This is a genomic window from Marinobacter caseinilyticus (assembly GCF_011074955.1).
In the GTDB taxonomy this organism is placed as follows: Bacteria; Pseudomonadota; Gammaproteobacteria; order Pseudomonadales; family Oleiphilaceae; genus Marinobacter; species Marinobacter caseinilyticus.
This window is the reverse complement of the sequence record NZ_WUQJ01000023.1, coordinates 30953-44679: the sequence shown is the minus strand read 5'-3', so window position 1 is coordinate 44679 and position 13727 is coordinate 30953. Positions and strand designations below refer to the sequence as shown.

9 protein-coding genes and 1 pseudogene are annotated in these 13727 nt (G+C 50.1%); 3 read left to right on the top strand and 7 right to left on the bottom strand.

Translation table 11 applies throughout. The annotated features are described in order from the left end of the window. Positions 1-6 precede the first annotated feature (6 nt). The 3 genes from GRX64_RS11910 to merT all read right to left on the bottom strand — a co-directional run bounded on the left by GRX64_RS11910 (position 7) and on the right by merT (position 2265). Positions 7-717, bottom strand: coding sequence for an ATP-binding cassette domain-containing protein (locus tag GRX64_RS11910; protein ID WP_207308791.1), 711 nt, complete (start codon positions 715-717; stop codon positions 7-9). Next, a complete protein-coding gene (locus GRX64_RS11905) occupies positions 710-1405 on the bottom strand; it encodes an ABC transporter permease (protein ID WP_166267470.1) in 696 nt (231 codons plus the stop codon). The genes GRX64_RS11910 and GRX64_RS11905 overlap by 8 nt, the downstream gene beginning before the upstream one ends. A 503-nt stretch (positions 1406-1908) precedes the next feature. Next, entirely contained in the window at positions 1909-2265 is a 357-nt protein-coding gene (merT, locus tag GRX64_RS11900; protein WP_166267468.1) for a mercuric ion transporter MerT, read from the bottom strand. A gap of 73 nt (positions 2266-2338) precedes the next feature. On the opposite strand from merT, the gene merR reads away from it, so the two are divergent. Then, on the top strand, positions 2339-2752 hold the full coding sequence (gene merR / locus GRX64_RS11895; protein WP_166267466.1) for a mercury resistance transcriptional regulator MerR: 414 nt from the start codon (positions 2339-2341) through the stop codon (positions 2750-2752). 93 nt (positions 2753-2845) lie between these two features. On the opposite strand, the pseudogene GRX64_RS11890 reads toward merR, so the two are convergent. Next, a pseudogene (locus GRX64_RS11890) lies at positions 2846-3336 on the bottom strand (IS66 family transposase); the annotation flags it as partial. A gap of 77 nt (positions 3337-3413) precedes the next feature. On the opposite strand from GRX64_RS11890, the gene GRX64_RS11885 reads away from it, so the two are divergent. After that, positions 3414-4515 (top strand): IS3 family transposase gene (locus GRX64_RS11885; protein WP_166267464.1). Its coding sequence is split into 2 segments (ribosomal slippage): positions 3414-3667 and positions 3666-4515, totalling 1104 coding nucleotides; the frame shifts between segments, so codons are not numbered across the junction. A gap of 373 nt (positions 4516-4888) precedes the next feature. Here the strand turns inward: GRX64_RS11885 and GRX64_RS11880 are convergent. The 3 genes from GRX64_RS11880 to GRX64_RS11870 all read right to left on the bottom strand — a co-directional run bounded on the left by GRX64_RS11880 (position 4889) and on the right by GRX64_RS11870 (position 10445). Beyond that, a complete protein-coding gene (locus tag GRX64_RS11880) occupies positions 4889-6646 on the bottom strand; it encodes a putative bifunctional diguanylate cyclase/phosphodiesterase (protein WP_166267462.1) in 1758 nt (585 codons plus the stop codon). 88 nt (positions 6647-6734) lie between these two features. Continuing rightward, the gene (locus GRX64_RS11875; protein ID WP_166267460.1) at positions 6735-8120 is read right to left on the bottom strand and encodes an ATPase domain-containing protein; all 1386 of its coding nucleotides are present in this window, start codon (positions 8118-8120) and stop codon (positions 6735-6737) included. A gap of 753 nt (positions 8121-8873) precedes the next feature. Further along, positions 8874-10445: an ATP-binding response regulator gene (locus GRX64_RS11870; protein WP_166267458.1), complete on the bottom strand. Its 1572-nt coding sequence runs from the start codon at positions 10443-10445 to the stop codon at positions 8874-8876. 1017 nt (positions 10446-11462) lie between these two features. Here GRX64_RS11870 and GRX64_RS11865 point away from each other — a divergent pair. Then, on the top strand, positions 11463-12938 hold the full coding sequence (locus GRX64_RS11865; protein ID WP_166267456.1) for a bifunctional diguanylate cyclase/phosphodiesterase: 1476 nt from the start codon (positions 11463-11465) through the stop codon (positions 12936-12938). Positions 12939-13727: the final 789 nt, after the last annotated feature.

The following is a 13727-nucleotide window of genomic DNA, read 5'->3' as shown; positions in this document are numbered from 1 at the left end:
TGTCCTCTAAAACAGAATTTCACCGGCTAAATAAGCTTTAGCCACTGGGGTTTGGGGCGTGGTAAAAAATTGTTTCGCGGAACTCTGCTCAGCTACCTGCCCATTGGAAATAAATACGATCTCATCGGCCAAACGTCTTGCCTGACCCTGATCGTGACTGACCAGAATAACCTTGGTCCCCATGGCGCTTTGGGTTTTGACCAGGGACTCAATCAGTAGGACCGATGCGGGATCCAGACTAGCCGTCGCCTCATCCAATATCAATAACGCAGGCTTACTCAACAGGGCTCGCGCCAGGGCCAGTCGTTGTTGCTCTCCGCCGGACAACATCCGCGCCGGTTGATCGGCCCGGTCAGCCAAGTTGACAGACTCTAGCGCTTGAACCAAATGCCGGGGGGCGGATTTCGCGATCTCGGGGGCCGCAAAGGCTAAATTCTGTAATACAGTCCGACGCAGCAGCACCGGGTGTTGGAAAACCATGGCCTGTTCGTCGCGACTGTTGGCCACCGCCAGAGAGCCCAGTGTGATTGCTCCGCAATCCGGAGTAATCAATCCATGCAAACAACGGAGGAGCAAGCTCTTGCCGGCACCGTTTGGGCCCATAATGACAGTAATGCCAGATTCCTCAATCACCAGGTCCAGCCCACCCAGCACCGCCCGGTTGCCCTTGACCAGGCGCAGGTCATTGATACGAATCGGCAAGAGTGAATTAGGCATACTGGCGCTTCGCAGCATATTCACGCACACCGATCACCAGTGCGTTGACCAGCAACGACAGCACGAACAACACCGCACCCAGACCCAAGGCAAGGGCCAGATTGCCCTTCGATGTTTCCAGCGCGATGGCGGTTGTCATGACACGGGTCAGGTGATCAATATTGCCCCCCACGATGATCACCGCACCAACCTCCGCAATGGCCCGACCGAAACCCGCCAAAATGCAGGTCGTCAACGCGTAACGCGCATCCACCAAATAGGCCAAAATCGCCCGTCGCCCGGTGACGCCCATCGAGTAAAACGTATCGCTGTATTCCTGATATAGATTTTCAATCACCTGATTCGACAGCGCCGCGATAATCGGGGTAATCAGCACCACTTGCGCGATGATCATGGCAGAGGGCGTGTACAGCAGCCCCATCCACCCCAGCGGACCGGATCGTGACAGCAGCAAATACACCATCAATCCCACGACCACCGGGGGCATCCCCATCAGGGCGTTTAGCAGAAGGGTGCAGAATTTGCGTCCCGGAAATTTCGTGATCGCCAGATAGGTGCCAAGGGGTAAGCCAATGACTGCGGAAATGCCAAGAGCGACGAGGCTGACACGAATGGACAGCAGAAGGATTTCGAATAAATCTGCGTCGAGCGAAAAAATCAGTCGAAAAGCTTCAGCCAAAGCATCCATTTATACGGATAGTCCTGCAGCAGTAAAAACAAAGATTCAATCGTCTTTGCCTCAGATTCGCAAGGCTTTAAAGCGGGCACAGCCCGAGCGAGAATGAAACCGGGCGACTCGGCGAATCCAGGTGCGCTAAACGAATCATGACAAGACACTAGAATAGTAGACGCCTGACGCCGTCACAGTAAACGCTATAAAAGTACAGGTGTTGATGATGATAGGAAAGCGGTATTAGGGCGAATGCACCCTCGGGCGTTTGAGCAGGAATGACCATTGTAGTGGTTCAATGATTCCGGACACCAACGTAGGTGGTAATATCGCCCTCACGCATTCAACGATGGCAGTTCACCCGTTGCGGCTGAGGAAAACCTTAAAACACTGTCCGGGATTAGTTGACCACTACACAGTTACCGAGAGCGTCACTCTTTGATTGGCGGACCAAGCTGGCATGCTAAGCAAGGCGAGGAACAAGGCAAGAACAAACCGGGTATGCATTGGGAAATCTCCTTTCAATAAAAAAGAGGCAAGACGTAGGGGAAAACTAAAGCGATCAGTATCAGTGCCGTAACTGCCCAAAAAATCACTTTATAGCTTTGTCGCACTTGCGGAATGGCACAGGTTTCTCCGGGTTCGCACTGCTCGATAGGGCGATAAATACGTCGCCAGGCAAAAAATATTGCGACTATCGCCGCGCCAATGAAAAGCGGTCGATAGGATTCCAAAGCTGCCAGGTTGCCGATCCAAGCACCGGAAACGCCCAAAGTGATAAATACCAATGGCCCGAGACAACACGCAGAGGCGAGAAGTCCAGCCATCCCCCCAACAGCAAGAGAAGCACCTCCTGATTTAGATTTAAACTTCGACATGACGCTTACACCTGTTATCCATGGACTTGATCAGATAAGGTTACTTCCGTAGTCAACTACGGAGTCAAGCATTATGTCGGTTAAAGCCAATTCATGGACCATTGGCGGCTTGGCCAAGGCGGCCAACGTAAATGTCGAGACGATCCGCTATTACCAGCAGCGTGGTCTGTTATCGGAACCCAAGCGGCCTCCAGGTGGTATTCGACGCTATGGTCACGCCGATATTGATAGGCTGACGTTTGTGAAAGCGGCGAAGCAGCTGGGTTTCAGTCTCGACGAGATCGGCGATCTTTTGCGACTGGAAGATGGCACCCACTGTGAAGAAGCCAGTGCGCTCGCCGAGCACAAGCTGAAGGATGTGCGCGAAAAGATCGAAAGGCTCGTAAAAATCGAGAAGGCTCTGAGCGAAATGGTCAGTCAATGCCACGCACAGCCGGACAGTATTGCTTGCCCGCTCATTGCGTCGTTACATGAAGGAGGCATATGAACAGGAGGCTAAAGGATTAGCTCCTAAACCTATCGTCCTTTTGAAAGCATAAAGGATTTGGGATTACAGGATGATTCCCTCTACCATTTAAGACTAATTCTCGTTAGATTCGTCCAGCTTCCAGTTGAGGGGCAACAGCTGGTCTATGGCGTTATTCTTCTGCGTCGGCAGACGGGTCAGCACATCCTTCAGATAGGCATACGAATCAGGCCCATTCAGCATGGCTGACTGGATCAGTGTCATGATCGCATCGGCACGCGGCCCGTCCGTAGTGAACCTGCGAACAGCCAGTTGGAACGGCCTAACGCCCAGGACCGGATCTGGTTTTCCACCCAGTTGTTATCGATGGGCACAGCGCCATCGTCCAGGTAGCGCGTAAACGCTGTCCAACGTGTGAGGCTGTAATCCAGGGCTTTGGCCGTGCTGGAGCCATTCGGCACTGTCTGGCGGTGCGCCAGCATCCACTGACGCAGAGCGTCAGCAAGTAGTTTGGCTCTGGTTTGCCGGATTTCCCGCCGCTTATCCGGCGGCAGGTCTTTGGTTTCTCGTTCGATCTCGTAAAGTCCGCCGATATATTCCAAGGCGTTTGTAACCATCCCCTAAAATCGGTGCATGCGTAATTAGAGTTCTCCGTCCTACAATGAGGCAAACGGAGAGCGACATGAAGAAGTCACGGTACAGCGAGTCCCAGATCGTCAAGATTCTGAAAGAGGTTGAAGGCGGCAGACTGGTCAAGGAGGTGTGTCGGGAGTACGGCATCTCCGACGCGACCTACTACAACTGGAAGTCCAAATACGGCGGTATGGAAGCCTCTGATGTGAAGCGGCTCAAAGAGCTTGAAGAGGAAAACCGACGTCTGAAGCAGATGTACGCCGAGCTGAGCCTGGACCATAAGCTGCTGAAAGACGTCATCGAAAAAAGCTGTAAAGCCGGCCGTTCGTCGAGAACTGGTGGATTACCTCAAGCAGGCTCATGGCACCAGCACCCGCCGGGCCTGCCGAATCGCTGGCATCAGTGACTCTGCGTATCGCTACCGACCGGATACGTCGAGAGATACCGCCGTGATTGCAGCGCTTCAGAGCGCCGCTGAACGTTATCCGGCTTACGGATTCAGCAAACTGTTCAAGGTATTGAGGCGATGGGGGCATGGCTGGAACCACAAACGGGTGCACCGGCTGTATTGTGCGCTCAACCTGAATATGCGTCGAAGGGGCAAGAAGCGGCTTCCCACCAGACATCCGGAGCCCTTGACCGTGCCAGCAACCGCTAATCTCTGCTGGTCCATGGATTTTATGAGCGACAGTCTGTTCTGTGGTCGCCGCTTCCGGACGTTCAATGTGGTGGACGACTTTAACCGGGAGGCCCTGGCGATTGAGGTGGATCTGAATCTACCGGCCCCGAGGATCATTCGGGAACTGGAACGCATCACCGCCTGGCGAGGCTACCCCGCCAAATTACGGATGGATAACGGCCCTGAGTTCATCTCCATTGCCCTGGCAGACTGGGCTGAACAACATGGCATTGCACTGGAATTCATTAAACCGGGAACGCCTACCCAGAACTCCTATGTCGAGCGCTTCAATCGAACTTACCGGGACGAGATTCTAAACATGTATGTCTTCCGGAATCTCACCAAAGTCCGGCAACGAACGGAATCCTGGATGACGGAATACAACGATGAACGTCCCCACGATTCACTGGAAGACCTGACGCCCTGGGAATATCTGGCGAAATACCAACAGGTACAGTTCCATCAAACCTAGGTAAAGCAGAGCAGCCCTTTAGCAAACTATTGTGAATTAATGGCGCGCGGCTGCTGGCAAATGATCTTGATTAGAGCCTGATCAACACAGAGTTAACCGCTGCCTCTTAAAAGCAGCGTTCGGTTCAGAGTCACTCGACGCTTGTCGTTCAGATTGAATCCGCATTTTCCGTCGGCGGGACGCTCACTGGGTTACGGAGGCATCAATCTCCTGGCTGAGGGCGTTGAGACCTAAGTGGAGCTAAATATGCGCAGAGCAGTAGGAATTGAGCGTGCAAGGGGCACCATTTCTACGGCTAATGTTCCAGGCCCAGATGTTAGATCTATTTGTAAACTCCAATAAGGCATAGTGCAATTCTGGGTGTTGTAGTGGTTCAAGGCTTCCAGTTTATTAGCCATTCTCGTAATTGGCTTTCTGGCATTGGTCTAGCGTAAAAATAACCCTGTGCCACATCCACCTCATTTTCTCTCAGATACTCCGCCTGTTCTTCAGTTTCAACGCCTTCGGCAACTATCCTGAGATTAAAGTTTTTCGCAAGCCAGATTACAGTTTTAGTAATGGCGGCACTGTTGTCATCAGTTAGTATGTCGCGAACAAAACTTTGATCAATTTTCAGAACGCTGACGGGTAACTTGTGGAGATAACTCAGGGACGAATAACCCGTGCCAAAATCATCAATTGCAATCTCAATCCCAAGTGCTCTCAGCTGATTCAGTTTGTCCAAATTCGATGCTTCGCATTCCATAAACATGGATTCGGTCAGTTCAAGTTCCAAGGCCTCGGGAGGCAGGCCAAACTCTGCTAACTTTCTGCATATGCCGTCCACAAAATCATCTTGCTTCAAGTCTGCTGGTGTAATGTTGATGGCAACACACTGAATACCAACTCCATCTGCACGCCATGCTTTGATATCAGCGCACGCCTGGTCGAGAACCCAGCGATCTACGTCGACAATGAGCCCGGTAGCTTCGGCGACGGATAAAAATTCGCCTGGGGGCACCAACGCTCCTCCCGGCAACCTCCACCGGACCAGCGCTTCTACATTCGTTACCGATAGAGCTTTCAAGTCGACTTTGGGTTGATACCACAATTCAAACTGATTTTTGCCGACCGCACCTCTAAGTCTGGCCTCTGTTCTGATGAACCGCAATGCATCATGCTGCAGAGTACGTGAGTAAAATATTGGGTACCCCCCACCCCCAATGCCCAGCGCGTTTATCGCACAGTCCATAAGGTGTGATGCATCGGATGCATCATCCGGATACGCCCCGACCGCCACCGACAGCTCAATGTGAATTTTTTCACCCAGCACTATCAGGTGCTTTTGAGTCAATGATTGCACCCGCTGGCAGAAGTCCATCAATGCTTCAAGAGACTGTTCCGGGGGGGGAGTAACACTCCAGGTGTCAGTAGTCAGACGGGCGGTAAAATAGCGACTGTCCATTAACGTTTGTAAGCGGTCCGAGAACACCACAGCAATTTCATCTAGGGCTTGATGGCCGAGTGAATCCAGAACTTTTCTCAAATCCAGTTTGATCACGACCAGACGGACAGTCTGCTTAAGAACCGACGCATCGTTAATCGTCTCTGTCAGTCGCTCGGCGAGCTTCTGCTTGTTCGGCAGCTTTGTGATGCGATCATGGGTCACCAAAAATGCTAGTTGTTCTTGCTGGGTCAGTGCAAGATGTCGGGCGCGCATCAACATACCCACACGCTCTGACAATTCCAAGCGGTCAATCGGCGTAACAATAAATTCATCCACCAGGTCCCACAGGTAATGAAGCCGTTGCTTCAATTCGACTGCTGATAAAATAAGGATGACAGGTAGGAATGTTGGCTCGTCCCGAAACTTGGCTTCCTGGATGGAGGTATGCCAACGTTTGAGACCAGTGACGTCAACAATGGCAATGTCAAATCGCAGTGCCTCATATTGTGCACTATGGGGGTCGATTATTTCGTAAGCAGGCTGAAACTGCTCTTTCAGCCGGAGACGATTGCCCTGGTTGCTGACCGCGAGCAGCGCTCTTGGATTACGGGTGCCTACAGGCCACGCCGATCGCTGATCGTCGTTGTTGGCACCAACGTTGGGCTGCTTCATTAACCTTATATTAGCGATCTTCGAGCTTTCCATTGCATTTTAGCTCTCTTAGTGGTCGCCGTCGACAGGGCACACTTGTGCAATCATGGGAGCGCCACCGCAAGGACAACCCCCAGCCTTTTCAGGAGTCCAGTGGTACGATGTTTACTTTATGGGGGCCAACCCGGTAGATGTGAGGTGTTTTGTCACAATTACTCAGACGCTTCTTTGACACCTGCAAGTGGGCTTGATCTCCATCGACACCTCGACCGTGCCAAAGGTTGATTACGTTGTCAGACAGATAGCTTATGCCCTTTTCTGACAAGCCGTTGTCACCAAACCGGCCGGAGGTCTCATTGATCAACAGGACTGAAATATTCATCCGAGACAGGCTCTTGGACAGCGCATGCAGGCGATCTTTGAGCGCTCCCTCGCTGAGCGTTAATTCGAACCCGGCGGTACTGTCAAACACCACCATTTTTGTCCCGCTTTCAAGAACATCCTGGTAGACAATCGATGCAAATTCATCGGCAAGATAACGAAGCGGCTCGATTTGATCTACGGATAACGTCCCCCGCTCCAGCGCCATTCCAACTTCAATGTCTAATTTCTGTGCACGGTGAAGATAAGACGATATTTCTTCCTCGAACAGATAGACAGCCGTATGACCCAGATTGTGAGCCGTCTCGGTGGCGATGCAACTGCTTAGGGTCGACTTCCCAATGCCCGACGGCCCGCTTATCATAGTAATCGTACCCATTTCAAGGCCGCCGCCAAGCAATTGATCCAGCTCTGGAAGGCCCGTGGAGAAGGCGGTAAACCGCCCTTCACTTATCTCTTCCTTTGGTGGGATCGGTCGGGGAAAGATCTCAATGCCATAGCGACCATTGCGCATCTGGTGACAGCCGCTGAAAAAGCCGGAGCCGCGGAACTTTTCGACACAGATTTCTTGCCCCAGATCTTCTTGGCGAAGTGCAATCACCCCGTCAGCAAGAAACTGAAGATCATCATCCGGCGTGGACGGGCTGTGCTCGGAGGTAAACAGAACCGTTACCCCACGTGATGTCAGAAAACTGATGAGAGAAAGAACTTCTTTGCGATACTGGAAGACGTCAGCAGACAAAAACCGGAACTGCGTTAATGAGTCAATAAACACGCGCTTTGGCTTTAGCCGCTCAACGGCCTCAACAATAGCGCCCGACAGGGGTGCATGCTCGACATCTGAAGATGCGAACACATCGTATTTTTCGGCCTGCGAAAAAAAGTGCTCATCAGGGCTCAAGCTCAGAAAATGAAGACCTGAAACGTCCAGTCCTATGGTGTTGGCATTGCGGCGAACTTGCGTATCCGATTCTTGAAAGCCGATGAACAAGGCTGGCTCACCTTCAGACGCCGCACTGAGAAAATGAAGTCCCAGTGTGGTTTTGCCCATGCCGGGCCTGCCCCTAATGAGGTAGGAGGCCTCCGGTAGCAAGCCCCCTTTCAATATGGTGTCCAGTCCCGGAAGACCTGTGGAAACTTTGGACATTAGACCTCCTTGCCAAAGCTAAATGCGCTTTTATCCTGAACTTCTCACAATTAAAGCAAGGCTGAAAGCTAAGCATATACAGGGCAGATATTCAACACAATTAAATCTCTGATCAGGGTTGTCAACAATCTATAAAAGCTGATCAAGTCATTGCAGCGATTGAATTTAGTGAATAAAATCAGAAAGCTAGGGGTGATTTACTCTTATTTCGAATTCATAAAGAATTGATGTTGGCCCGCTTCGCGGAAAACATCAAGGTAGTGTGTGACGTATTCGCCATTCTTTTATTATGATAACTGTAGTGGTCAACTAATCACGGCTAGAGCTCTACACAATCAAAGTATATTTATACACCGCTTCAGAAATTTGAGTTCTGAAATTGCTGTGACTAAGATCACACAATAGGGTTTAGTCGGGTTTGGGCACTCTGAAATTCGGAGTTTCAGGAGTAAAGGAACGTCGTTTTCCGGTCATCGAACACCTCGCTTATGGTGGCGATATTACCACCTACGTTGGTCTCCGGAATCATTGAACCACTACAATGGCGTTGCTTTGACTGGTTGAATGTAGCCCCGCCAAAAGCGGAGGGATTACCAGGACAGAAAGTTGTCCACCGTTTTAAAACCGAGCCCGCCCCCAAAACCGGCTGACTGCCGAGCGAATTGCTCCATTACCGGGTCTAATTCCAATGGAATTCTCACCACGCCTTTGGCCATTTGGCTCTTCGCAGCTACCTGACTTTCAGGACGGTGCTTATGAAGCCAGTTGTTGCTGGTCCTGGTCGGTGATGGCGGGCTCCAGTACCACGTGTAGGACGGTCCCTTTCTTGAAATTAGACATAAAGCGTATTTTCCCTCCCTGTACCTCAGTCATCAATTTGGCGGAATAGGTCCCCAAGCCCGTTCCCTGTGCCTTATTAGCGGTTGTGTATTTGTCGAAAAAAGTGTCCTTTAGGCTGTCAGGGATGGTCCCTTTATTATGGATCATCAGATTAATTTTAGTTTTTTTGTTCAATATAATGTAAACGATATCGCCCGGTGGCGAGGCTTCAACAGCATTCTTAAGTAAATTTCTCAACAAGGAAAGGCACAGGCTTTCCTCCCCGAGACAAAGACAGTTCGAGCTTGGCCGCAGCGATAAACGGACCTGCTTTTGATCCGCTTCGCTCTTCATCTCCCGAATGACCCGTTTTGCTAATTTGACCAAATCCACAGGCATTGGCTCGAACCGATAGGCACCAGTCTCCATTTTATAGAGATCAAGGGTTCGGTTCACCATATTGAGGGCGTCAAAACCAGCGTCTCGCATGGTTTCCAAGGCGCCCGCGACATGTTTGGTCCATGGTCCATTCTGCAATAGAGCGTCGGCGGTGGAGATGATGGCGGACAACGGACTTTTAATGTCGTGGCGTGTCATACATTCAACATCCTCTCGCAGCCGGGCATTTTCCAGCAGAGTATCAATGTGGTTGCGCAGGTCTTCTTTTGCGTGGCGGATTTGGATATGTGTCGCGACGCGTGCTTGAAGCACCATTGGATCAGCCGGTTTGGTGATGTAATCCACGCAGCCCGCCTTGAATCCCCGAGTAATCTCCTTGGACGTTGCATGTGCGGTGAGAAATATAACCGGTATGGCCGCGGTGGCGGGGTCGCTTTTTAGCCGTTGGCAGAAGTCATACCCAGATGTGTCTGGCAGCGCCACCTCCATCAGGATGAGGTCTGGCACCGCAAGATTGTGAACCATCTCCCAGGCATGCTCCCCACTGATTGCCGATCGGATCTCATGAACCCGCTCTAAAATAGGGGCCACGGCTTTGTCCGTCGCTAGATCGCCCACCAGCATTATCGAGGCGTTGCCAAAATCATGTCCAAACACTTCATTAGGAGTTTCATGACTCTCTACCGCAGTTGCGCTGATTTCTGCACGGCCAGAGGGTTTCATCTGATTGGTAATTTTATTGACCCGATTCTGGAGATCTGAGTAGGTAAAGGGCTTAATAAGGAACTGGGTGACACCCTCCTCGATAGCTTCACTGACCAACGTCCTGTCACTTTCAGCCGTCACCATCATAAAAGGAATGCTGCGCCAAGCCGGAGTTTTCCGAATTATTTTCAGTAATTCCATGCCATTCATTTTTGGCATGTTGCTATCAGAAATAATTAAGTCGACTCGTTCGGTAGCCAATAGGGTTAATGCCTGTTCACCGTTTTCAGCCAGAGAAACATTGTTCAACCCCATCAAGCGAAGGCTGTCTTTCACCATTTTCCGCATCGCGGCAATGTCCTCAACGACTAAAATGGACATAGACTTGGAAGGAAAAACCATGGTGGTTCCTTAGTGGATTGTAGTAGTTTGGTGAAGGTCGCGGGCGTAAGCTTGGCCTATTTGGTATGCGTTATTGGGAAGCTGCGTCAGGTGCTGGAGCGTATGGCAGACTAGGATTGAAAGGGGAAACTGTTCTACTTAGGCGAGTAACATTGCTGCGACCGGCTCCTGTCATCCATAGCCCGTTAAGTGGTGAGAAAATGATTTTCTGTACGTCGGCCATAAAGCAACTCCTGTAACTCCAAGTTCAGAATCCCTACATCTGGCTAAAATGTGTGATTTGAGCTTAGTCACAGCAATTTCAGAACTCAAATTTCCAGGACCTCTCTTTCAGCATTCCTCTATATTAAAGACTGACGGCCAAGGTGCAACTTGAAGAAAGTATTATTGAGATGTGCCAAGCCCGGCAAAATGATGGCGGGCACTGTATCTAGGTACCTCGCCATACAACTTGTTGGTTCATTCACCCGAGAAACCTTACAGAATGGGCGCGTTGGGGAAGCTCACAGTCGTTGGGCAAGACCTAATATCCGTGCATTTGTTTGCCCGAGCCAGAGGGACATCTGATATTTCCCTAGATCCAAAACAACGCTCAAGTTTCTTGGCAACCAGTTTTGTAATATTTCATTACACAATAATGGTTCTTTTTTGAACTACGCTGACAGGGGTTGGTTTCGATTGGCCACGAAGGTAGCTGAAATCACAGGCTATTGGTCACATGATTGAAAGTGAATTTAATATCCAGAAACTGTAAAAACTTGTTTATTCAAAGGCAGCCAAATGAGTAGAGAGAGGAGTAGCTCCCGTCCTAACTTCGAAAACATATGGCGCTCGCAGAGATGGCCACAATTGTCGAAATTCTCGATATTAATTTGCAGGCTGTTCACAATCATCGCTTTTATGGCCTCTGGGGCCTGGGTTGTGTACCTCACCGGAGGCACAGGCTATGCGTACCCTTATGTAATCCTGCTACCGGTATTGTTATCAGCCGTATGGTTTGGATTACCTGGAGCAGTCATGAGCTCGACATTGGCAGGGCTCCTTCTTGGCCCGTGGATGCCTCTGGACGTCGCAACCGACACTTATCAGTCAACAGAAAACTGGCTGGTGCGGATCGCATTTTTCCTGCTGATCGGTGTTTTTTCAGCAGGGCTTTTCAAAAGTTTGAGGCAGGCCAATCAACGCCGGCTTCACGCGCTTGAAATCGACTCCAAAACCGGACTTAGGACACAAGCGGCCCTTATCCAGGATCTTGAAAGGTCGCTTAAAAACACAAGTCGGAATAAGTCGCCCCCATCCGCGATATTACTGGTCAGAATGCAGGACCTGTGGGAAATTCTGCAATCGATGGGTGCCGAGACGGCTGAAAAAATGGTCAGTGACCTGGCCAAACGCATCAGTCAAAACATCAAAATACCTCACCAACTATACCGATTCAGCAAATCGGAGTTGGCCATCTTATTCGCCGTTGCATCTCGGGAGGAAATTGGTTGTCAGGAAGAGGTCGGTTTTATTTTTGAAGTGGCTCAGAAGATTGGTGAAGAAGAAACAATCGTAAAGGGGATTTCACTGCGCGTTCAAATTGTTGCCGGGAGCTACCTTATTAGAGAAAACGATCAGAATGCAGAAATTGTGATCAACCGCGCGCGAACCGGTTTGTCGGTAGCAATCGAGAATAATGTTCCCTACCGGCGTTACGATCCGATGTTCGATCAAAAAACCGCTGAACGGGTACAACTTATAGCTCGGGTCCGCGACGGATTGGCCAATCAGGAGTTTCAGTTATTCTACCAGCCCAAGGTATGTCTGCGGACCGGCCAACACGTTGGTTCAGAAGCATTGCTTCGATGGTTCAACCATGAAAAAAAAATGGTTATGCCTGGGCTATTCATGCCCAAGGTGGAAAGTACGACACTGATAGACCCTGTGACGCGTTTCGTGGTCGCGAGAGCTTGCGAAAATATCAAGTCGGAGAGCCTTTTGCCGGTTAGCGTCAACTTCGCGGTTAACAACTTGATGAATCTCGCGTTAATAAACGATCTTGGGAGACTGGTTTCTTCATACGGAGTAACCCCGGAATTTCTTGAGATAGAAATTACGGAGGGCGCACTGATTCAGGACCCGGAACAAGCAAAAGAGGCCGTTGGACGTCTACGCGACCAAGGTTTTAAGGTCAGCCTGGACGATTTTGGCACAGGATATTCTTCATTTCAGTACCTGATCCACCTGCCGCTTTCGGGCTTGAAGATCGACCGGGCTTTTGTCCACAACCTGGAGGCCAGCTCAGAAGCCCGAACGATCATGGAATCCATGATACATATGGCCAAGGCATTAAAACTTGAGGTAACTGTAGAGGGCATTGAGACAGAGCAACAAGAGAGGATAGTCACCGATCTGGGAGCGGACCTGGCTCAGGGCTTCTACTACTCAAGGCCTCTGGCCTTGCCTGAGTATCAACAATGGAAAGGGACTCCAGTCAGCGTCTTGAATTAGAACGGAACAGGTTTCAAGTTTGAGCCTTTTTTGGAGCATACGGGGCTTGGCACTGTGGCTTATCCAAAGTCGACCAGAAGTGCACCTGTTGTGTACCTAGGTGTATCCATCAGCAACTTTTGCTTCAGTTACAGTTCCACGAATAACCTGTAAGTACACTTTCGGCGCACTCACCGTACGAATTTCCGATTCATTTCATAGGGATGCTAGCTGCCTTTCCACGATTCTGCGAACCTGAGCTCTGTAAAAAGTTTGCACGCGGCCTATTTGTGCACGTTTCTGCAAGTTAAGTCCAGAGGTCTGGATATTTTCTATCAAGAACAGTGACCTACAGTGTTGATATATTAAAAGTGTGCAATGCTGTGCAAATTAAACCGCAAGAATTTACGGCTTTGATGTGTTCTTCATTATCTGCCACCCATAAAACCTACAGGCATCCTTGTAGACCTATGTCATCAAAGAAACCCAGGTGTGAGATGAGTTCCGGAGCTTTCGGAAGGAGGGATCCCTTCAGTCTGAGGCAGTCAAACAGGTTCGGATTAAGTGCGGTGCGAATGTTCGCTTTTGTTTATAAGAGGCCATCTTGAAAGGCAATGGCTCCCGGCCTATGTCATCCGAAAGTGTTGGAAATGCCAAATTTTGTGGTTTCAAGAACAGGTTGTTGGGAAATAATGGGTGAAGAATCGGAAAAAGTGCAACCGACTCTGTATTCAAGAGGTTCAGTCAGTAATGAAAGTGTTACATGTAACCGAGGTACTAAACAAATGGTCAATATCTATATCCGAGGAG